General features: G+C 64.8%; 14 protein-coding genes. 6 read left to right on the forward strand and 8 right to left on the reverse strand.

What is annotated here, in order from left to right; genetic code table 11:
• Positions 1–72 precede the first annotated feature (72 nt).
• From CIT40_RS11360 to CIT40_RS11370, 3 genes are all read right to left on the reverse strand, one after another.
• Complete coding sequence (locus CIT40_RS11360; RefSeq protein ID WP_094890552.1) at positions 73–1,701, reverse strand: inorganic phosphate transporter; 1,629 nt, start codon at positions 1,699–1,701, stop codon at positions 73–75.
• 98 nt (positions 1,702–1,799) lie between these two features.
• Positions 1,800–3,242, reverse strand: coding sequence for a UdgX family uracil-DNA binding protein (locus CIT40_RS11365; protein ID WP_094890551.1), 1,443 nt, complete (start codon positions 3,240–3,242; stop codon positions 1,800–1,802).
• Complete coding sequence (locus CIT40_RS11370; protein WP_094890653.1) at positions 3,242–4,477, reverse strand: putative DNA modification/repair radical SAM protein; 1,236 nt, start codon at positions 4,475–4,477, stop codon at positions 3,242–3,244. The genes CIT40_RS11365 and CIT40_RS11370 overlap by 1 nt, the downstream gene beginning before the upstream one ends.
• Positions 4,478–4,641: 164 nt before the next feature.
• Here CIT40_RS11370 and CIT40_RS11375 point away from each other — a divergent pair, with 164 nt between their 5' ends.
• The 3 genes from CIT40_RS11375 to CIT40_RS11385 are packed head-to-tail and all read left to right on the forward strand — an operon-like array spanning position 4,642 to position 10,392.
• On the forward strand, positions 4,642–5,430 hold the full coding sequence (locus CIT40_RS11375; RefSeq protein WP_094890550.1) for an ImuA family protein: 789 nt from the start codon (positions 4,642–4,644) through the stop codon (positions 5,428–5,430).
• Positions 5,327–6,922, forward strand: a complete 1,596-nt coding sequence (locus tag CIT40_RS11380; RefSeq protein ID WP_162307446.1) for a Y-family DNA polymerase — start codon at positions 5,327–5,329, stop codon at positions 6,920–6,922. The genes CIT40_RS11375 and CIT40_RS11380 overlap by 104 nt, the downstream gene beginning before the upstream one ends.
• On the forward strand, positions 6,919–10,392 hold the full coding sequence (locus CIT40_RS11385; RefSeq protein WP_094890549.1) for an error-prone DNA polymerase: 3,474 nt from the start codon (positions 6,919–6,921) through the stop codon (positions 10,390–10,392). The genes CIT40_RS11380 and CIT40_RS11385 overlap by 4 nt, the downstream gene beginning before the upstream one ends.
• A 150-nt stretch (positions 10,393–10,542) precedes the next feature.
• Here CIT40_RS11385 and CIT40_RS11390 read toward each other — a convergent pair whose 3' ends face one another.
• On the reverse strand, positions 10,543–11,313 hold the full coding sequence (locus CIT40_RS11390; RefSeq protein WP_094890548.1) for an SDR family NAD(P)-dependent oxidoreductase: 771 nt from the start codon (positions 11,311–11,313) through the stop codon (positions 10,543–10,545).
• A 202-nt stretch (positions 11,314–11,515) separates the two neighbouring features.
• The gene (locus tag CIT40_RS11395; protein ID WP_094890547.1) at positions 11,516–11,803 is read right to left on the reverse strand and encodes a hypothetical protein; all 288 of its coding nucleotides are present in this window, start codon (positions 11,801–11,803) and stop codon (positions 11,516–11,518) included.
• Positions 11,804–11,860: 57 nt separating this feature from the next.
• Between CIT40_RS11395 and CIT40_RS11400 the strand changes: the two genes are divergently transcribed.
• The 3 genes from CIT40_RS11400 (at position 11,861) to CIT40_RS11410 (ending at position 17,797) form a co-directional block, all read left to right on the forward strand.
• On the forward strand, positions 11,861–13,261 hold the full coding sequence (locus CIT40_RS11400) for a CoA transferase (protein WP_094890546.1): 1,401 nt from the start codon (positions 11,861–11,863) through the stop codon (positions 13,259–13,261).
• A gap of 145 nt (positions 13,262–13,406) precedes the next feature.
• The gene (locus CIT40_RS11405; protein ID WP_094890545.1) at positions 13,407–14,651 is read left to right on the forward strand and encodes an efflux RND transporter periplasmic adaptor subunit; all 1,245 of its coding nucleotides are present in this window, start codon (positions 13,407–13,409) and stop codon (positions 14,649–14,651) included.
• A 29-nt stretch (positions 14,652–14,680) separates the two neighbouring features.
• Positions 14,681–17,797 carry an efflux RND transporter permease subunit gene (locus CIT40_RS11410; protein WP_094890544.1) on the forward strand — a complete coding sequence of 1,039 codons (3,117 nt, stop codon included), beginning with the start codon at positions 14,681–14,683 and terminating at the stop codon, positions 17,795–17,797.
• A 3-nt stretch (positions 17,798–17,800) separates the two neighbouring features.
• Here the strand turns inward: CIT40_RS11410 and CIT40_RS11415 are convergent, their stop codons facing one another.
• Genes CIT40_RS11415 through CIT40_RS11425 form a run of 3 tightly spaced genes read right to left on the reverse strand, consistent with a single transcriptional unit; the run spans position 17,801 to position 20,828 of the window.
• On the reverse strand, positions 17,801–18,763 hold the full coding sequence (locus CIT40_RS11415) for an amidohydrolase family protein (protein ID WP_094890543.1): 963 nt from the start codon (positions 18,761–18,763) through the stop codon (positions 17,801–17,803).
• Positions 18,764–18,814: 51 nt separating this feature from the next.
• Positions 18,815–19,372 carry a P-loop NTPase family protein gene (locus CIT40_RS11420; RefSeq protein WP_094890542.1) on the reverse strand — a complete coding sequence of 186 codons (558 nt, stop codon included), beginning with the start codon at positions 19,370–19,372 and terminating at the stop codon, positions 18,815–18,817.
• A 25-nt stretch (positions 19,373–19,397) separates the two neighbouring features.
• Positions 19,398–20,828: a TolC family outer membrane protein gene (locus tag CIT40_RS11425; protein WP_094890541.1), complete on the reverse strand. Its 1,431-nt coding sequence runs from the start codon at positions 20,826–20,828 to the stop codon at positions 19,398–19,400.
• Positions 20,829–20,971 lie beyond the last annotated feature (143 nt).

Here is a 20,971-nt window from a genome sequence, read left to right on the forward strand (position 1 = left end):
ACCCTCGGAATGACAAACTGACTCGAATGGCCGGACGCAAGCCCGGCCATTCGCATTTCAGTGTCGTCCTTCTCAGAAGATCCGCGAGAAGATCACGTAGAGCGTGGCCGACAGCATGATCGCGCAGGGCAGGGTCAGCACCCAGGCCATCAACAAATTGCGGATGGTCGACCATTGCAGGCCCGAGCCGTTCGCCGCCATGGTGCCGGCGACGCCGGACGACAGCACGTGGGTGGTGGAGACCGGCAGGCCGAACACGTCGGCGGCGCCGATCGTCGCGACGGCCACCAACTCGGCCGAAGCGCCCTGCGCGTAGGTGAGATGGCTCTTGCCGATCTTCTCGCCGACCGTGATCACGATGCGCTTCCAGCCGATCATGGTGCCGAGGCCGAGCGCGATCGCAACGGCGACCTTCACCCAGGTCGGGATGAACTTCGTGGCGCTGTCGAGTCCGCCCTTGTAGGCGTTCAAGGTCGCGACCTCATCCTTGTTGAGGTCGTTTTCCTTGTCCTTCATCAGGAAGCGGATCGCTTCCGAGGTCAGGTACATGTCGTTACGGGTGTTGCCGACCACTTCCGCCGGCACCTTGTTGAGCGAGCCGTATTTCGCGACCTGGTCGCCGACATCCTTCACCAGCACCGACAGCGAGGGGTAGGTGCCTTCGCTGATGTGGTGCGAGGTGATGTACTGCGTCACCGCAGGACGGGGGTCGCCGATGATCGAGTGACCGGCGCCCTTGGCCGCGATCACCCTGGAGGCGGCATCCGAGACCTTCTGGAACTGGGCGACCTGAGATTCCGGCAGCGCGCGGTTGAGCGCATAGGCCGTCGGCACGGTGCCGATCAGGATCAGCATGATCAGGCCCATGCCTTTCTGGCCGTCGTTCGAGCCGTGCGCGAAGCTGACGCCGGTGCAGGTCGCGATCAGCAGGCCGCGGATCCAGAGCGGCGGCGCCTTGTTGCTTTCGGGCGCAGCATACAGGGCCGGGTTGCGTACGATGACCTTGAGCAGCAGCAACAGCACGGCGGCGCAAATGAAGCCGAACAGCGGCGACAGCAGCAGCGCGTAGCCGATCTCGGTGGCCTTGCTCCAGTCCACGCCCGAGGTGCCGTCGCGGCCGCGCATGACGGCGTTGGCGACGCCGACGCCGATGATCGAGCCGATCAGCGTGTGCGAGGAGGAGGCGGGCAGGCCGAAGAACCAGGTGCCGAGATTCCACAGGATCGCGGCGATCAGCAGCGCGAACACCATCGCGAAGCCGGCGCTGGAGCCGACCTGCAGGATCAGCTCGACCGGCAGCAGCGAGACGATGCCGAAGGCGACCGCGCCGGAGGACATGAGCACGCCGAGGAAGTTGAAGAAGCCCGACCACATCACAGCGACTTCGGCCGGCAGCGAATGGGTGTAGATCACGGTCGCCACCGCATTGGCGGTGTCGTGGAAGCCATTGACGAATTCGAATCCGAGCGCGATCAGCAGCGCGACGAACAACAGGATGTAGGGCAGGTAGGTCGTCACCCGCGCGCCGGTCGCGTTGACGTCGACATAGATGCTGTAGGCGACGAACAGCAAGCCCGCGGCAAGGATGCCGAAGAACAGGATCATCGTCAGCGGATTGAAGCCCTTGTCGAGGTTCGGCCGCGAGGCAGGCTGGATCGGCGCGGGATCGGCTACCGCGCGGTCGAATGCAACATCGGTCATGTCTGGACGCCCCTTAACTTTGAAGTAAGGGTATTGTCCGCGATGGATTTGAAGGCCGGATGACAAGCGGCGGTTGATAACCGTTTTCCTGCCAGTATTCAGGCGGCCTGCGCGGCTTTCTTCTGCACGCCGGCAACGATCTTCAAATCGTCGACAAAGCGCTGATATTCCAGCGCCTTGGCTTCCGGATCGGGCAGCCTCAGCAAATAAGACGGGTGCACCGTCACCAGCGCCTTGCGTCCGTCGGGAAGCTCGATGAGCCGGCCGCGGGTCTTGCCGACAGGGGTGATCTTGCCGAACACGCTTTGCGCAGCGGTGGCGCCCATCGCTACGATCAGATCGGGTTGGAGCGTCGCGACTTCCCGCTCATACCATTGCCGGCACGCCTTGATCTCCGGCGTGTTCGGCTTCTGGTGCAGGCGGATCTTTCCGCGCGGCACGAATTTGAAGTGCTTCACCGCGTTGGTGACATAGACCTTCTTGCGATCGACTCCGGCCTCCTCGAGCGCGCGGTCGAGCATCTGGCCGGCCGGGCCGACGAAGGGATGGCCGGCAAGGTCTTCCTTGTCCCCGGGCTGCTCGCCGACCAGCATGATGTTGGCGTTCTTCGGGCCTTCGCCGAACACGGTCTGCGTTGCGTCCTTGTAGAGCGGGCAGGCGCGGCAATGCGCGGCCTCCTCGCGGAGCGCTTCGAGATCGTCGGCGGCGGTCTTGCGTGTCATGGGGACCTCCGGCCGCTTTTGAGGTTTGTGCGGATCGGTTGCAGCATTGGCGATCATAGCACCGGTCATGCGCTCGGCGTCCTCGATCAACGGTTTAATGATCGAAGCCTCGGGCAGGTTCCTCCAATACTTCTTGGGCATCTCGGCCTGCATCGCCTTCACCTTGAGCCGGGCCGGATTGAAGATGCTGGCGTAGTAGCGCCGCCAGGTTTCCTCCAGCCGGTCTTCGCCTGGCGCCTCGCTCTTGCTGACGCCCGGCGTGAATGAGAGCGCATGGCCGTCCCAATGTGCGCAGAGGTCCGGCGTCAGGATCGACCAGGGCATATCGGCGAAGCGTTTGGCGAAAAACGGCGCGGCGAGCTCGACGATGTGATGCTCCGGCTCGAACCAGGCGACATAATGCGCGGCGCGTTCGCGTCCGATCTCGCGAAAGCGGACGAAGGCGTGCATCTTGTGTTCGTCGCGACGGACCGCTTTCGCCATGGTCGTGACCTGCGCGACATCAGGATCGATTGCGACCTCGATGAGGTCGTGATTGTCCTTCAACCGCCAGAGCAGGCGATAGAGGATCGCAAAGCGCTCGGGATCACGATGCAGGATCGCGGCCCTGGCGAGATCGACGAATTTGCCTGATACGTTGAAGCTGCCTTCGTTCACGTCGAGGATCGGAGACGGCGCTTGCGGCGCGAATAACTCCGCTTCGCCGCCCTGCACGGTCCAGGTGACATCGGCGGGCTGCACATGATGAAGCGCGAGGCTGCGCGCGGCTTTGCGCCAGCCGTCGAAATCGGTTTCGGTGTCGAGCGTGACGTACTGCATCAGAAGCCAAATCCCAATTGTGTTGCTTTCGGCTTGAAGCGTTCGATCAGCCCGGCGGCGTCGAGGCGATGCGGCGAGGGGCGGTGGTCGCTGAGGACGATGAACGGCAGCGCCTTGTTGCGGGGCACGTGCAGCCGGGCGAGATCGGCGAGGCGGATCGTGGTGGTGCGTCGTGTCGCGATGATGCGTTCGACCGCCTTGGTGCCGAAACCCGGCACGCGCAGCAGTTCCTCGCGGCTGGCGCGGTTGATGTCGAGCGGGAAGCGGTCGCGATGGCGCAGCGCCCAGGCGAGCTTCGGATCGATGTCGAGCGGCAGCATCGCGCTGTCGTCGACGATCTCGCCGACATCGAAGCCGTAGAACCGCATCAGCCAGTCGGCCTGGTAGAGCCGATGCTCGCGCAGCAGCGGCGGCTGCACCAGAGGCAAGGCGCGGCTGGCGTCGGGGATCGGGCTGAAGGCGGAATAATAAACGCGCCTCAGCTTGTATGAGCCGTAGAGATTGGAACTGGTGTGGAGAATGGTGTGGTCGGAGGCGCTATCTGCGCCGACGATCATTTGCGTGCTCTGGCCTGCCGGGGCGAAGCGCTGCGGCCTCGCTTTCGTCTTCGCTGCCCGGTTCTCCTCGGCCTCGTCCAGCTTCAGCCGGAGTCGGCCCATGGTGCGGCGGATCGCACGCACGTCCTTCTCCGGCGCGAATTGCTGCAGGCTGGTCTCCTCGGGCATCTCGATGTTGATGGAGAGACGGTCGGCATATTTGCCGGCCTCCGCGATCAGCGCGTCGTCGGCCTCGGGAATGGTCTTTAGGTGGATGTAACCGCGGAAGTGGTGCTCCTCGCGTAGTTTCCGCGCGACGCTCACCACCTGCTCCATGGTGTAATCAGGGCTGCGGATGATGCCGGAGGAGAGGAACAGGCCCTCGATGTAATTGCGCCGGTAGAAGTCGAGCGTCAGCTTGACCACTTCGTCGACGGTGAAGCGGGCGCGCGGCACGTTCGAGGAGGCGCGGTTGACGCAATAGAGGCAATCGTAATTGCAGGCGTTGGTCAGCAGCACCTTGAGCAGCGAAATGCAGCGGCCGTCCGGCGCATAGGAATGACAGATGCCCATGCCTGGCGCGGTCGAACCCATACCCTTGCGGTCGCTGGAATCCCGCTTCTCGGTGCCGCTGGAGGCGCAGGACGCATCGTACTTGGCGGCGTCCGCCAGAATTTCCAGCTTGCGTTGCACGTCCATCTTGGAATCCCTTTGATTCAGCTGGCGAATCTGGCGGAGCACCAATTCGATTGACTCCCCGGCCGCCGTTAGCTTTATATTAGAACATATCATGAACAAATGAGCCAGCCGCTGGTTCTTATTTTTAAGAGCCATCGGCAATCACCCCTGAAGGAGCGGCGGGCATGAGCGGCGCACGCATGAGCGCGCTTGCGAGTTTGCGCGGCCAGATCGAGCGCATCGAGACGGCGGCGGTCATGCATCCGCACGATCGCGTTGCACTCGGTCACAGCGAAGCCGACAACGCGCTGAAGGGCGGCCTCGCGCGCGCGGCGCTCCACGAGGTGTTTTGCGAGGGGCGCCAGGGCCCGGCCGCGACTGGCTTCGTCATGGGGCTTGCCGGGCGCGTCTCGGCGCAGCGGCCGCTGCTGTGGATACGACAGGATTTCTCGGAGATAGAGGCAGGCGCGCTGTCGATGAGCGGGCTCGCCGAGCTCGGCCTCGATCCGCGCCGCGTGGTGACGGTGCGCGCCGCCGATGTCGAGAGCGCGCTGCGTAGCTCGGCCGATGCGCTCGCCTGCGATGCGCTCGGCGCCGTCGTGCTCGAGCTCTGGGGCGATGTCGGGCAGTTCGATCTGGTGGCGAGCCGCAAGCTGACGCTGGCCGCGCAAGGCTCCGGCGTCACCGGGCTGATGCTGCGGATGGCGGCGCAGCCGCTGCCCTCGACCGCGGAGACCAGGTGGATGCTGCGCGCGGCGCATTCGCCGCCGGGGCCGGTGTGGGCCGCGTGGGGCGCGCCGCGCTTCGATGCCGAGCTGTTGCGCAATCGTCATGGCCCATGCGGCCGGTGGATCATGGAATGGAATTGTGATGAGTGCCAGTTCAGTGAACCGTCGGCGTATTCTCAGCCTGTGGCTGCCACGCCTGCCGATCGACAGGATCCAGCGTTTCTTCAACAGCGCCGGGCTGGGTAAAACCAATCATGAGCCGAGCATCGTCGTCGTCAAGGACAACAATGCACTGGTGATCCATGCGCTGGATGAATCTGCCGAGCGTCTGGGGCTATACATCGGCCAGCCCTTGGCGAATGCCCGGGCGATGTGTCCGGACTTAAAGGTTTTCGACGCCGATATCGTCGCCGATGCGAAGACGCTCAGCGATATCGCCGACTGGTGCGACCGCTTCACGCCGCTGGTCGCGCTCGATCCGCCGCACGGGCTGTTCCTCGACATCACCGGCTGCGCACATCTGTTCGGCGGCGAGGCCGCGTTGTTGCAGACGCTGGTTCGTGCGCTCGGCCGACAAGGCTTTGCCGTCAGCGCGGCGATCGCCGGCACCTCGGTCTGTGCGCGCACGCTGACGCGGCAGGCATCTCACAGCATCGTTGCCGATGGCGGGGAGGCGGCGGCGATCGACCGGTTTCCGGTATCCGCGCTCGGTGCGGGCGAAGCCATCAGCACCGGCCTGCGCCGCGCCGGGCTGAAGACCATCGGCGATGTCGCCTCCCGTTCGCCGAGCGAGATCACGGCGCGGTTCGGGGCGCGGTTCTCAACCTTGCTCGCGCATGCGCTGGGGCAGGGCGATGCGCCGATCAGCCCGCGCAAGCCGCTGCCGGATTACATCGTCGAGAAGCGCTTTGCCGAGCCGATCGCGACCGACACAATGATCGCGATGACGCTGTCGCGGCTGGCGGACACGCTGATCGCCTCCATGGAGAAGCAGGGCAAGGGCGCGCGCCGGCTGGAAGCCGCCTTCTTCCGCACCGACGGCGTGGTCCGCGCGATCATGGTCGAGGCCGGGCGGCCGGTGACGCAAAGTAAAGTCATCGACCGGCTGTTCCGCGAGCGGCTCGATGCGCTCGCCGATCCCCTCGATCCCGGTTTCGGCTTCGACATGGTGCGCCTGTCGGCGAGCCGCACCGAGATCGTGGTGCAGGAGCAGCGCGATCTCGACGCCCATGTCCACGACAATGACGAGCTCTCTGCCCTGATCGACCGGATCGCCGCGCGCATCGGCGGAAAACGCGTCGTCGTGCACCTGCCCGAGGAGACCCATATCCCCGAATGCGCGGTGATGGCGGCGCCAGCGCAGCATTATCTCGCTGCCGCCATGCAGGCCGAATGGCCCGTTCGCACCGAGAGCGAGCCGCCGCTGCGTCCCTTGCGGCTGTTCGACAAGCCGGAGCCGATCAAGGTGCCGTTCGCGGCCGTGCCGGATGGTCCGCCGCATCAATTCACCTGGCGCCGCGCGCTGCATGCCGTGGTGCGGGTGGAGGGGCCCGAGCGTATCGCCATGGAATGGTGGAGGCAGGACGGCAAGCAGCTGACGCGGGATTACTTTCGCATCGAGGACACCGAAGGCCTGCGCTTCTGGATCTTTCGCGACGGACTTTACGAGGGAGAATGCTTCGATGCCGATGGCAAGCCCACTCCTCCCGGCTGGTATGTGCACGGTCTCTTCGCATGAGTACGCCCGCTTATGCCGAGATCGGCATCACCACGAACTTCTCCTTCCTGCGCGGCGGCTCGGATCCGCGCGCCTATGTGCATCAGGCGAGCAAGCTCGGCCTTCCCGCGATCGGCATCGCCGATCACAATACGCTCGCCGGCGTGGTGCGGGCCTGGAATGAGCTCGACAACGACAAGGTGGTGCACAAGCCGAAACTGCTGATCGGCGCGCGCATCGTCTTCAGCGACGGCACGCCCGACATCCTGGTCTACCCGCGCGACCGCGCCGCCTATGGCCGGCTGTGCCAGCTCCTGACCCGGGGCAAGCGTGGCGACGACATCACGCGGATCGAGAAGGGCGAGTGCCGTCTCGCCTTCGCCGATCTCCTGGAGTTTTCGCAAGGCCAGCTGCTGATTCTGACGCTGCCGCATCGTTTCGAGCCGGCGCAGGCGCTGGATGTGCTTGCAAAGCTGAAGGCGAGCTGCGCCGAGGGCGTATGGCTGGCAGCGAGCCTGGTCTATCGCGGCGACGACCGCCGTCGCCTGGCCCGGCTCGATGACCTCGCGGCCAAAGCAAAGGTGCCGCTGCTCGCGACCAACGAGGTGCTCTATCACGATGCCGGCCGCCGTCCGCTGCAGGACGTGCTGACCTGCATCCGGGAAAAGACCACGATCGAGGCGATCGGGCGGAAGCTGGAAGCCAATGCCGAGCGGTTCCTGAAGACACCGCGAGAAATGGCGCGGCTGTTCCGCGATTTCCCTGAAGCGATCGCGGAGACCATGCGTTTTGCGGGGAAGATCGACTTCTCGCTCGACCAGCTCAAATATCAGTATCCGGACGAGCCGGTGCCGCCGGGCAAGACCGCGCAAGGGCATCTGGAGGATCTGACCTGGGCGGGCGTCGACAAATATTTCGGCGGCAAAATCGACGACAAGCTGCGCGCGACCTTGAACAAGGAGCTCGCGCTGATCGCCGAGCTGAAATACGCGCATTACTTCCTCACCGTGCACGACATCGTGCAATACGCGCGCAGCCAGAACATTCTGTGCCAAGGCCGCGGCTCGGCGGCGAATTCGGCCGTATGCTACCTGCTCGGCATCACCTCGGTCGACCCGACCAAGGTCGATCTGTTGTTCGAGCGCTTCATCTCCAAGGAGCGGCTGGAGCCGCCCGACATCGACGTCGATTTCGAGCATTCGCGCCGCGAGGAGGTGATGCAATATGTCTATCGCCGCTACGGCCGCCACCGCGCCGCGATCATCGCCACCGTCATTCACTACCGCCCGCGCAGCGCCATCCGCGACGTCGGCAAAGCGCTGGGTCTGACCGAGGACGTCACCGCCGCGCTGGCCGACACCGTCTGGGGCAGCTGGGGCAAGGGTCTCAATGACATGCAGGTCCGCCAGGCCGGGCTCGATCCCGGCAATCCCATGATCAACCTCGCGGTCGAGCTTGCGACCGAGCTGATCGAATTCCCGCGCCATCTCTCCCAGCATGTTGGCGGCTACGTGCTGACCCAGGACCGGCTCGATACCTATGTGCCGATCGGCAATGCCGCGATGGACGACCGCACCTTCATCGAATGGGACAAGGACGACGTCGACGCGCTCAACATGATGAAGGTCGACGTGCTCGCGCTGGGCATGCTGACCTGCATCAGGAAGTGTTTCGATCTGATCGACCAGCACAAGGGCGAGCGTTTTGTGTTGGCGAGCGTTCCGCAGGACGACAAGGAGGTTTACGACATGCTGTGTGCCGGGGAGTCGCTCGGCGTGTTCCAGGTCGAGAGCCGCGCCCAGATGAACATGCTGCCGCGCCTGAAGCCGCGAACCTTCTACGATCTCGTCATCGAAGTCGCGATCGTGCGGCCGGGCCCGATCCAGGGCGACATGGTGCATCCGTATCTGCGCCGGCGGAAAATGAACCCGGAGGATATCGAGTATCCCTATCCCAGGGGTGGCAACAAGAACGAGCTTCGCGAGGTTCTTCACAAGACGCTCGGCGTGCCCTTGTTTCAGGAGCAGGCGATGCGGATCGCGATCGTGGCCGCGGAGTTTTCCTCGGAGGAGGCCAATGGATTGCGGCGTGCCATGGCGACGTTTCGCAATGTCGGGACCATCGGCAATTTCGAAGAGAAAATGATCGGCAACATGATCCGCCGAGGGTACGATCCTCAATTCGCGCGAAACTGCTTTGACCAGATCAAGGGCTTCGGCTCCTACGGTTTTCCCGAGAGCCACGCCGCAAGCTTCGCTCAGCTCGTCTACATCTCGTCATGGCTGAAATACCATCACCCCGACGCCTTCTGCTGCGGCCTGCTGAATTCGCAGCCGATGGGCTTTTACGCGCCGGCACAGATCGTCAGCGACGCCCGCAAGAATGGCGTCGAGGTGCGCGACATCGACGTGTCCTATAGCTTTGCGCAGAACACGCTGGAGCGGGGAAGCGGCAAATACTGCGCGGTCCGTCTCGGCTTCCGCCAGATCGACGGCTTTCATTGGCTCGATGAAGATGAGGAGCGGCTGAAGAGGGATCGGCTGTCATTCCGGGGCGCGCGCAGCGCGAGCCCGGAATCCATCGGGCCGCATGGGCCTGGCGGAATGGATTCTCAGATGCGCAATTGCGCATCAGAGCTCGACGCTGACGCGTCGCCCCGGAATGACAACGCGGAGAAATCACAAGACTGGGCCGACCGCATCGTTGCCGCGCGCAACCGGCGTCTTTTCACCTCGCTCGAGGATTTTGCCCGCGATACCGGCTTGCCCAAGCGCGCGCTGATCCTGCTCGCCGATGCCGATGCTTTCCGTTCGCTCGGGCTCGATCGCCGCGAAGCGCTGTGGCAGGTGCGGCGGCTGCCCGACGACGTCGCTCTGCCGCTGTTCGAGGCGGCGACCGCGCGCGAGCAGCCGGACGAGCATGCCAAGCCGCTCCCTGTGATGCCGCGCGCCGAGCAGGTGGTCGCGGATTACCAGACCATCCGGTTGTCGCTGAAGGGCCACCCGATGGAATTCCTGCGCGAGATGTTTTCTCGTGAGCGCATCGTCGCCTGCAGGGAGATCAGTCACGAGAACGAGCGGCGGCGGGTCCGTTGCGCCGGCGTGGTGCTGGTGCGGCAACGGCCGGGCAGCGCCAGCGGCGTCGTGTTCATGACGCTGGAGGACGAAACCGGCATCGCCAATGTCGTGGTCTGGCCCAAGATCATGGAGCAGTACCGCAAAGAGGTGATGGGCGCGCGCCTCATCGAGGTTCAGGGCTATATCCAGAGCAGCCCCGAGAAGGTGACGCATCTCATCGCCCAGCGCATGATCGATCGTTCGTACGATCTGGTCGGTCTCGCCAACGATGCGCTGAGCCGCAAGCATCCACTGCCGCTCGAGGCAGGCGGCGAGCTCAACGACGACCGCCGCGATCTCTCCGACATGCCCGCACAGAAGATCCGCCATCCCCGCAACGTCCGCATCCTGCCGCCGTCGCGGGATTTTCATTGAGGAGCACGGGGACCTGCCGCACCCTCAACTGCCGTAGGGTGGGCAAAGGGGCGTAAGCGCCGTGCCCACCACCTTTTGCGGCTCCCCGCAAAGGCGTGGGCACGCTTCGCTTTGCCCACCCTACGAGTTCTGCGCGGATGATGCCGCCCCCTAAAAATTCACCCGGTTCGAGATCGCGCCGTCCACGACGAGATTCGATCCCGTGGTGAACCCCGACACCGGGCTTGCCAGAAACACCGCCGCGCTCGCGATCTCCTGCGGCGTTGCCATGCGTCCCGTCGGATTGCGCTTCATGGCGTCGTTATAGCGTTCGGGCATGTTTTTTTCGACCATCTCCCAGACCCCGCCCTTGAAATAGACCGTGCCGGGCGACACGACATTCACGCGGATCTTCTTCTTCGCATGTTGCCGCGCCAGTCCCTTGGCCATGTGGATCAGCGCCGCCTTGATCGGGCCGTAGGAGCTGGCCGTGTCGGCTTGCGCCGCCGAGATCGAGGAGATGATGACGAAGGCGGCGTCGCCGCTTCTTTCTCCGCTGGCTTCGAGGAACGGCCGCGCGGCATCGAACGCATGCACGGCACCGAGCAGATCGAGCCTGAAATTCTGCTCCCAGGATGCGGCATCGTGGCCTTGCGCCATCGCGCCGGCGTTGGAGAACAGCATGTCGATGCCGCCAAGGTCTTTAGCCGCACCCTCGATCCAGGATTTCAGCGCCGCACCGTCGGTCACGTCGACCGGGCCGCCGGTGGCGTTGACGCCCTGCGCCTTCAACTCGGCGACGGCGGCTGCAACCTGATCGGCATTGCGCGCGCACACCGCGACATTGGCGCCTTCACCGGCCAGCGTCGCCGCAATCGCCCGCCCGATGCCGCGCGTGCCGCCGAGCACGATGGCGTTCTTGCCTTTGAGACCGAGATCCATTGTTGGTTCCTTTTTTGTTGGTGTGGAGAGTGTAGCTGTTTCCGAAGATATCCTGAACTCTCCAATTCGTCATTGCGAGCCAACGGGTCCGCGCGAAGCGCGGCCCGATGACAGGCTCCGCGAAGCAATCCAGAAATGCATTCGTGAAAAGTCTGGATTGCTTCGTCGCGAGGGCTCCTCGCAATGACGCGGATGGGCCTCCTCACTCCGGCGCCGCGCCGACCGGCGGGCCGCCGGGCGGGCGGTGCAGGAACGTGAGCGAGGCATAGGCGCCGGCCCAGGAGCCGATTGCGGCGAAGGCAACGTAAAAGGCGTTTTCGGTATAGCTGATCACGGCGTAGGAGGAGAGCAGGTACCAGACCGCGCTCCAGTTCGCGGCCGGCACGCGTTTTCGCGCGATCACGGCCGAAGTGAACATGACATAGACCGCGTCTGTGGCCGCCGTTGCGATGAACACGGCTCCTGCGGTAAGGGGGTCGATGACGGCCATTGCAATTCCTCATGTGCTGATGGATTGTCGCGGAAAAATTAGGGGAGAGAAGCGGCCATGCAAAGTCCTGCCGACATTCTCAAGGACATCTGGACCTCCGCCGGTGGCGATGTGCCGGCGCTCGGATGCGTCCGGCTGAGCGGCGAGGAGCCTCAGCTTCCCTCCTCGTTTCGCGTCGCAATTGCCGGACAGACGACCATTGCCGCGGCCGGCCTTGCCGCCGCTGAAATCTGGCGGCTGCGCAGCGGGCAGACGCAGGACGTCAGCGTCGATCTGCGCCACGCCGTCGCCGAATGCCGCTCCGAGCGTTATCTCCGCGTCGACGACAGGCCACCGCCGCCGGCCTGGGACGCCATCGCCGGCGTCTACCGAACCGGCGACAATCGCTTCGTTCGCTGCCACACCAACTTCCCGCATCACCGCGACGCCGTCTGCAAGGTACTGGCTTGCGAGGCGGAGCGCGACAAGGTGCAGGCGGCGCTGATGCAATGGAGGGGCGAGGATTTCGAGACTGCGGCCTATGCCGCGGGCGGCGTGGTCGCTCTGATGCGGAGCTACGACGAATGGTCCGCGCTGCCGCAGGCGCGCGCACTCGCGCAATTGCCGCTGATCTCGATCGAGAAGATCGGCGAAGCCCCGCCAAAGCCATGGCCGGAAGGCGACCGTCCGCTTGCGGGCCTCCGCGTGCTCGATCTCTCCCGCGTCATCGCAGGCCCCGTCGCCGGCCGCACGCTCGCCGCGCATGGTGCGGATGTGCTGCTCGTCTCGGGACCGGAGCTGCCCGCGATTGACTGGCTCGCCATCGATACCGGGCGCGGCAAGCTCACCACCTTCATCGAATTGAAGGGCGAGGCGGGCCGGGCGCAGTTGCGCGAACTCCTGATGGACGCCGACATCTTCTCGCAAGGCTATCGGCCGCGTGCGCTTGCCGCCCTCGGCTTTTCGCCGGAGGACGCAGCGAAAATCAGTCCCGGTATCGTCTACGTGACGCTGTCGGCCTATGGCCACACCGGCCCCTGGGCCGAGCGGCGCGGCTTCGATTCCCTCGTGCAAACCACCACCGGCTTCAACGATGCGGAAGGGAAGGCCGCCGGCATCGACGGCCCGAAGGAATTGCCGGCGCAGATGCTCGACCACGCCACCGGCTATCTGATGGCGTTCGGCGCGATGATGGCGAAGATGCGCCAGGTGCGTGAAGGCGGCAGCTGGCACGTGCGCGTGTCACTGGCGCAGACCGGGCGATGGCTGTGGAATCTCGGCCGCCTCGATGGCGGACTGAACACTCCGGATCTTACGGGCGAGGCCGTACATGCTGCGTTCATCGAGAGCATGCCATCTGGCTTTGGTATGTTGAAGGCGGTGCGTCATGCGGCGCTGCTGTCGGCGACGCCGGCGCGATGGAGCCGGCCGGCAATGCCGCTCGGCAGTCATCCGGCGCAGTGGCCGTCGCGAAGCTGACGTGAAGCTGACATGTCGCAAAATTTTAATGCAAACCGAAAGGCGCGCAGCGTTTTTTAGGTTGTTTGAAATCTCAATTCGGCACTATTAGCGCGACCGATGAGGCAAGCATCTGCCAAGATCGTCGCAGACACGACCGGGCTCTATGGTAGTTGAAAATACCAAGCGATTGCAGGTGCTTACAAAGCAACGGGTGATCACATCCGTAGTTCTACTAGCCCTTGCCGGCGCCGGTGCCTACGGCTTCCTCGCTTCGGGATCCAAGGACAAGAAGCACTCCGAGATCTCCAGCCAGTCGCGCAGGAATGCGCAGAACTTCACGCCGACACCGTCGGAATGGGCATCGCTGACGATCGAGCCGGTCAAGGCGAGAGCCTTCCGCGCCGAATATGTCACTGAAGGCAAGGTCGCCGTCGATGAGGACCGTTCGACGCCGGTGTTCTCGCCCTATGCCGGCCGGGTCACCAAGCTCCTCGCCAAGCCCGGCGAGACGTTGAAGCAGGGTCAACCGCTGTTCACGATCGAGGCCGCCGACACGGTGCAGGCCCAGAACGATTTCATCGCCGCGATGACCGCGCAGAACAAGGCGAAGTCGGCAATCGACCTTGCCGATATCCAATTCAGGCGCGCCAAGGATCTCTACGAAGGCCACGCCATTCCGCTGAAGGATTATCAGCAGGCGGAGGCGACGCAGGTCCAGGCACAGAACGACATGCGCTCCTCGGCCACCGCGCTTGAAGCCGCACGCAGCAAGCTCCGCATCCTCGGCTTCACCGACGAGACCATCAAGGCGTTCCAGGACAAGGGCGTCATCGATCGGGAGATCACGATCTACTCGCCGATTTCAGGCACGGTCGTGCAGCGCAAGATCGGCCCCGGCCAATATGTCAATTCCGGCGCCAGCGATCCGGTCTTCGTGGTCGGCGATCTCTCCACGGTCTGGCTCACCGCCTTCGTGCGCGAGAGCGATGCCGCTGCGGTCTGCATCGGCCAGGACATCACCGTCAACGTGATGGCGCTGCCGGGCCGTCCCTTGACTGCCAAGATCAACTACGTCGCCGCCGCGATCGACCCCAACACCCGCCGCCTGCTGGTCCGCGCAACCATCGACAACAAGGACGGGCTGCTCAAGCCCGAGATGTTCGCCAACGTCACGATCTATTCGGCGGGCGACCGCGCCGCGCCCGCGGTGCCGAAGCAGGCGCTGATCTATGAGGCCGACAAGGTCCGCCTCTGGGTCGCACGCGAGGACAAGTCGGTCGAGCTGCGCGAGATCAAGATCGGCCTGATCAACGGCAACCTCGTCGAGGTCACCCGCAATCTGAATCCAGGCGAGCAGATCGTCGTCAAAGGCAGCCTGTTCATCGACCGCGCGGCGTCCGGCAGCTGATCGACGACCCAAGAAAATTGAATACCTGAATGGATCGTCTCGTCGCCCTTGCCGTCAACCGGCGCTTCCTGATGGTCGGGATGTTCGTCGCCGTGTTCATCGGCGGCCTGATCGCGTTCAATCAGCTCAACATCGAAGCCTATCCCGACCCGACCCCGCCGATGGTCGACATCGTGACGCAGTCACCGGGACTGTCGGCGGAGGAGATCGAGCGCTACATCACGATCCCGATCGAGACCCAGGTCGCAGGTCTGAAGAACATCACGACCATCCGCACCATCTCGCTGTACGGTCTCTCCGACGTCAAGATTCAGTTCTCGTTCGCCTACACCTATGACGAGGCGTTGCAGCAGGTTTTGAACCGCCTGGCGCAGCTCGCGCCGCTCCCCGGCAACGTGCAGCCGCAGATCTCGCCGCTCAGCCCGATTGGCGAAATCTTCCGCTACCGTCTCGTGGGTCCGCCAAACTACAGCGTGCTCGATCTCAAGACCATCCAGGACTGGATCCTGCAGCGCCGCTTCCGCGCCGTGCCGGGAGTCATCGACGTCACCGGCTGGGGCGGCAAGAGCAAGACCTACGAGCTCCAGGTCGACTTCAACAAGCTGGTCGCCAACGGCCTGACGCTGCCGCAATTGCTCCAGGCGGTCGGCAATTCCAACGTCAATGTCGGCGGCAATACCGTCAATATCGGCCAGCAATCGGCCGTCGTGCGCGGCGTCGGCCTGATCCGGTCGATCGACGATCTCGCCAATACCATGGTGGCGCAGACCGGCGGCAATCCGGTGCTGGTCAAGGACGTCGCCACCGTCACCGTCGGCCAGAAGCCTCGTCTCGGCATTGCCGGCCTCGACGAGTCCGACGACATCGTGCAGGGCATCGTGCTGATGCGCCGCGGCGAGCAGAGCTCGCCGACCATCAAGCGTGTCCACCAGCTCGTTCAGACCATCAACAATTCCAGCATCCTGCCGCCCGGCGTGCGCATCGAGCGCATCTACGATCGCGGCGACCTGATCGAACTCACCACCCACACGGTGCTGCACAACATGGTGGTCGGCATTCTGCTGATCGTGCTGTTGCAGTGGATCTTCCTCGGTGATTTGCGCAGCGCGCTGATCGTCGGCGCCACCATTCCGTTCGCGTTGTTCTTTGCCGTCATCATTCTGGTGTTGCGCGGGGAATCGGCCAATCTGCTGTCGGTCGGTGCGATCGATTTCGGCCTGATCGTCGATGCCACTGTCATCATGGTGGAGGCGATCTTCCGCCGGCTGACCCAGACGACGCCGATGTCCGAGACCGAGCATATGTCCCATGAGACGCTGTTCGGCATGAAGAGCCACGCCATCCTCAGTGCGGCCGCCGACGTCTCGCGCTCGATCTTCTTCGCCGCGGCGATCATCATCGCGGCCTTCCTGCCGCTGTTCACGCTGTCGGGCGTCGAGGGCAACATCTTCGGGCCGATGGCCCGCACCTATGCCTATGCGCTGGCCGGCGGGCTCCTTGCGACCTTCACCGTCACGCCGGCACTGTCCGCGATCATCCTGCCCGCGCATGTCGAGGAAACCGAGACCAGGGTGATGCGGATCCTGCACCGGTTGTACTCGCCGTTGCTGCAATGGGCGGTCGCCAACCGCAACATCGTGCTCGGGGGTGCGGTCGGTCTCGTGCTGATGACGGTGGCGCTGAGCCGGCTGCTCGGCCTCGAATTCCTGCCGAAGCTGGAAGAGGGCAATCTCTGGATTCGCGCCACGCTGCCGCCGACCATCTCGCTCCAGGAAGGCAACAGCTACGTCAACGAGATGCGCAAGGTGATCCGAGCCCGGCCCGAGGTCGAGTCGGTGGTGTCGCAGCACGGCCGTCCCGACGACGGCACCGACGCCGCCGGCTTTTTCAACGCCGAGTTCTTCGCGCCGCTCAAGCCGATCAGCCAATGGCCGGGTACCCGCGACAAGGAAGAGCTGACCGCGCAACTGCTCAAGCAGCTCGATGATCGCTTTCCCGGCGTCGAGTTCAACTTCTCGCAATATCTCCAGGACAACGTCTCCGAAGCCGTCTCCGGCGTGAAGGGCGAGAACTCGATCAAGTTGTTCGGCAGCGACCTTCAGGCGCTTACCGACACCGCCAACAAGATCAAGTCGGTGCTGGCCACGGTGCAGGGCGTCACCGACCTTGCTGTGTTCACCTCGCTTGGGCAGCCGACCGTCCAGATCGACATCGACCGCGCCAAGGCTGCGCGCTACGGCCTTGCGCCGGGCGACATCAACGCCACCATCAAGGTCGCGATCGGCGGCGACACGGCGGGCGATCTCTACGAGCCAGGCTCCGATCGTCACTTCCCGATCATCGTCCGCCTCGCGCCGGAGTACCGCCGCAGTGCCGAGGCGATCCAGAATCTGCGCATCGGCGCGCCCGGGCCGAACGGCACCGTCACGCAGATTCCGCTGAGCGAGGTCGCCACCATCAGCCTCGTCTCGGGCGCGGCCTACATCTATCGCGAGCAGCAGGAACGCTATCTGCCGATCAAGTTCTCGGTGCGCGAGCGCGACCTCGGCAGCGCCATCAGCGAGGCCCAGCAGAAGATCGCCGAACAGGTGCAGCTGCCGCCGGGCTCACGCATGGAATGGGTCGGCGAGTTCGGCAATCTCCAGGACGCGATCCGGCGGCTGTCGATCGTGGTACCCATCTCGCTGGCGCTGATCGGCGTGCTGCTCTGGTTCAATTTCGGCTCGATGACCGATACGCTGCTCGCGATGAGCGTGATCCCGATGGCGATCTTCGGCGGCGTGCTAGGGCTGTTGATATCAGGCACGGCATTCAGCGTTTCCGCGGCGATCGGGTTCATCGCGCTGTTCGGCATCGCCGTGATGGACGGCATCATCATCCTGTCGCAGTACAATCAGCTGATCGAAGAGGGCATGGACCGCATGAGCGCCGTAGTGCGGACCGGCGAGCTTCAACTCCGGCCGGTGCTGATGACCTGCGTCGTCGCCGGCGTCGGGCTGCTGCCGGCGGCGCTGTCCGAGGGTATCGGCTCGCAGGTGCAGAAGCCGCTCGCGGTCGTCGTCGTCACCGGCATGATGCTGGCGCCGATCGTGATCCTGGTGACCTTGCCGGTCCTGATCTCGTTCTTCTCGCGCCGCGCGCGCTGACCGTCAAAATCCGTAGAGTCGTGCCGGGTTGTCGACCAGGATCTTCTTGCGCACACCGGCATCCGGTGCCCACACCGGAAGCTGGTTGAGCAGGCGGCCGTCGTCGATCTGGTAGAGCGGCGCGATGTCGGTGGGCTTGCGTCCCTCGACATGGCTGGAATCCGGATGCGGCCAGTCGGTGCCCCAGACGACGCGGTCCGCATTCGCCGCGATCAGGGCCCGTGCATAGGGCACCATGTCCTGGTAGTCGGGCGCGAGCTTCGACGAGCGATAGGCGCCGGAGATCTTCACATAGGCCTTGCCGGATTTGACGAGCGCGACCAGGTCGGCAAATCCCGGCTGCTCCAGCCCGAGCGAGGCCTCGAGCCCGCCGAAATGGTCGAACACGGCGGGCACGGGCGCGGCCAGCACGAGCTCCTTGATCGCGGAAATCATCGGCAGGGTCGTATAGAGCTGCACGTGCCAGCCGCGCGCCTTCATGCGCTCGACGGCGGCGGTGAAGCGGGCGCGGCCGACATCGGGATCGCTGATGCCGCCGGTCGCCAGATTGATGCGGATGCCGCGGAAGCCGTCCTGCTGCATCGTGTCGAGCTGCGCCTCGGTGGTCTTGTCGTCGATCACGGCCACTCCGCGCGCGGTCGCGCCGCGCGCCTTCATGCCGAACAGGGTGGAGGAATTGTCGGTGCCGTAGACGCTCGGGGTGACGATCACCACGCGCTCGATATGCAGGGCCTTGTGCAGGGCGGCCATTTCTTCCGGGCTCGCCGGCTCCGGCGTATAGACGCGCCCTGCGAAGAACGGAAACTTGTCGACGTCGCCATGGACGTGGGTGTGACAGTCGCAGGCGTGCGGCGGGACGTCGAAATCGACCGGCGTTGCGGGCTGCGAGGCACGTGCGTGGGCTTTGTTGGTCATGGCTGCTCCGGCGGCAAGGGAGGCGAACAGGACGCCGCGTCGGCTGAGCATGGTTTCTCTCCCTGCTTCGTTATTGAACGACGATGCCGAGACACTATCACATCAGCCTGGCAACCGCCTCACTTCGCTGCATAGCTGCTCGACGAGGTCCGCAAGCGGGCGTGAGCCGTCGACGCGCAACGTCGGGCAGGGCAGGCCCGCGAGCCAGGCTTCCTGCTTTGCGAGGCTGCGGCCGTCGCGGTCACCGGCTTCGTAATGCGACGCCCATTCGACGAAGGCTTCAGTCTCCGCATGACGCCAGCCGCCGGGCGCAACGGCGTCAGCACCGAAATGCGCGGCCTCGCGGGCCCGCAAGCGCTCCAATCGCAGCTCGCGCGGCGTCACCACGAAAACGACGAGGTCGAAATAAGCGACGAGTTCGTCGCCCCAGCCGGTGGCGGTTCCGCTCAGCACCCAATCGGGACGCGGCAGAAACATCTCGCGCATCAGGCGCAGGCGATCTGCGGCAGGTCGCGTCGTCTGGTAGGGCGGCACGGTCGGCAGCCAGAAGTAGTCGTCGGTGTCGTGATGAGGCAGCGCAAGGCGGCCGGCCAGCGCGCGCCCCAGCGTCGTCACGCCGCAGCCGGAAGCGCCCGTCAGATGGATGCGGCGGCTTTTCATCGGCAACCCGCCCAACGATTTGAAGCTACTGCCCCGACGGCGTGCGCAGCCCGTGCCAGGCGTCGCGGACCTGGTGGTAGTGCACCTCGGGCAGATAGTCCGGCGTGTTCAGGCTGAGCGTCTTGACGTCGAGATGGCCGACTGCGCTGAGCAGCGTGTAGGAGGCGATGACGCGGTCGCGGTTGGCGCCGATCAGGCGGGCCTTGGCCTGGATCAGATCGGCCTGCGAGTTCAAGACATCGACAGTGGTGCGTTGTCCACCGGCGGCCTCGCGCTGCACGCCCTGGAGCGCGACGGTCGCGGCCTTCACTTCGGATTCCGAGGCCGACACGGTGATTTTGGCGCCTTCATTGGCGACCCAGGCGCTCACGGCCGCCGTGCGCGCCTGGTTGCGGACCTGGTCGAGCACGAGCCGGCTCTGCGCCGTGATCTCCTTGGCCTGCCGGGTCTGCGCGGCGGCCTGGCCGCCGTCGTAGATCGGCGCGGTGATATTGGCGACGATCGAGGCTTGGTCCTCGGCGAAGGTGCCAAGCGTCGGATCGTTATTGCGGCTCTTGCTGGCGCTGCCCTGGATGGTGGCGCTCGGCAGCAGGGTGCCTTCGGCGATACGGATGTTGGTGGAGGCGACATCGACGTCGAAGCTGGCAGCCATCACCGCCGGATGCTGGCGGATTGCCATCGTCATCGCGTCGTCGCGGCTCTTCGGCAGATAGCGGTCGACCGCCTCGGCGGGCCGTAGCTGCGACGGCGCATTGCCGATCACCTGCGCATAGGTCGCCTGGCTGATGGCAAGCGCGACTTCGGCGGCGTTGAGATCGGCAAGGCCGCGGTTGAGGCGCGCTTCGGCCTGCGCGCTGTCGGTCGGCGTGACATCGCCGGCGTTGAGGCGGCGCTGGGTGACCGAGAGCGTCTCGCGCAGGAAGGCGACGTTGGAACGCTGCGCCTCGACCAGCGACTGGTTGGCGAGCACGTTGGTGTAGGCGGTAACCGCGTCGAGCAGCACGCCCTGGCCGACATTGCGCAGCGCCTCGCGGCCCGACTGTACCTGGAGCTCGGCTGCCCGCACGTTGTTGGCGGTGCGGAAGCCGTTGAACAGGGTCTGCGTCACGGTGACGCCGATGATCCACGGCTTCAGATTGCCGGTCTGGATGGTGTTGTCGGGCAGCAGATTGCGCACCGATTGCAGGCCGGCGCTGAGGCTCGCCACGATCTGCGGCCGGTAACCAGCGAGGGCCTGCGGCACGTTCTCGTCCGTGGCGCGTTGTCGCGCACGTTCGGCATTGAGCTGTGGATTGGTCTGGTAGGCCTTGGCGAGCGCTTCCGGCAGGGCTTCGGCCGAGGCGGCGGAGGGCAGGGCGCAGCACAGAACCAGCGCGGTCCACGTCGCAAGCGCAGGACCCACGCCTGATCGATGCCGCGTCATCTCGCGACCAGCTCTGGCGGTACGCCCAATCATGTAATCTCGCTTAACCCGGCTGTCCGCCCCCGCCGACGGTGGCCTCTTAACTGTTTAACCAGCCGAGGTCCCGCAGGCAAACTGCCGCGGGGAAAACCCCCATGAAATCCGTGCTTGTTGCAGCTTCGTCACAGGGATTCTGC

The organism is Bradyrhizobium amphicarpaeae (genome assembly GCF_002266435.3).
In the GTDB taxonomy this organism is placed as follows: Bacteria; Pseudomonadota; Alphaproteobacteria; order Rhizobiales; family Xanthobacteraceae; genus Bradyrhizobium; species Bradyrhizobium amphicarpaeae.

Excerpts from the sequence above, each read along its gene's own strand:
- CIT40_RS11415 (WP_094890543.1), bottom strand. The coding sequence starts at position 18,763 with ATGCTCAGCCGACGCGGCGTCCTGTTCGCCTCCCTTGCCGCCGGAGCA.
- CIT40_RS11410 (WP_094890544.1), top strand. The coding sequence starts at position 14,681 with ATGGATCGTCTCGTCGCCCTTGCCGTCAACCGGCGCTTCCTGATGGTC.
- CIT40_RS11425 (WP_094890541.1), bottom strand. The coding sequence starts at position 20,828 with ATGATTGGGCGTACCGCCAGAGCTGGTCGCGAGATGACGCGGCATCGA.
- CIT40_RS11420 (WP_094890542.1), bottom strand. The coding sequence starts at position 19,372 with ATGAAAAGCCGCCGCATCCATCTGACGGGCGCTTCCGGCTGCGGCGTG.
- CIT40_RS11375 (WP_094890550.1), top strand. The coding sequence starts at position 4,642 with ATGAGCGGCGCACGCATGAGCGCGCTTGCGAGTTTGCGCGGCCAGATC.
- CIT40_RS11390 (WP_094890548.1), bottom strand. The coding sequence starts at position 11,313 with ATGGATCTCGGTCTCAAAGGCAAGAACGCCATCGTGCTCGGCGGCACG.
- CIT40_RS11395 (WP_094890547.1), bottom strand. The coding sequence starts at position 11,803 with ATGGCCGTCATCGACCCCCTTACCGCAGGAGCCGTGTTCATCGCAACG.
- CIT40_RS11385 (WP_094890549.1), top strand. The coding sequence starts at position 6,919 with ATGAGTACGCCCGCTTATGCCGAGATCGGCATCACCACGAACTTCTCC.
- CIT40_RS11400 (WP_094890546.1), top strand. The coding sequence starts at position 11,861 with ATGCAAAGTCCTGCCGACATTCTCAAGGACATCTGGACCTCCGCCGGT.
- CIT40_RS11360 (WP_094890552.1), bottom strand. The coding sequence starts at position 1,701 with ATGACCGATGTTGCATTCGACCGCGCGGTAGCCGATCCCGCGCCGATC.
- CIT40_RS11370 (WP_094890653.1), bottom strand. The coding sequence starts at position 4,477 with ATGGACGTGCAACGCAAGCTGGAAATTCTGGCGGACGCCGCCAAGTAC.
- CIT40_RS11380 (WP_162307446.1), top strand. The coding sequence starts at position 5,327 with ATGAGTGCCAGTTCAGTGAACCGTCGGCGTATTCTCAGCCTGTGGCTG.
- CIT40_RS11365 (WP_094890551.1), bottom strand. The coding sequence starts at position 3,242 with ATGCAGTACGTCACGCTCGACACCGAAACCGATTTCGACGGCTGGCGC.
- CIT40_RS11405 (WP_094890545.1), top strand. The coding sequence starts at position 13,407 with ATGGTAGTTGAAAATACCAAGCGATTGCAGGTGCTTACAAAGCAACGG.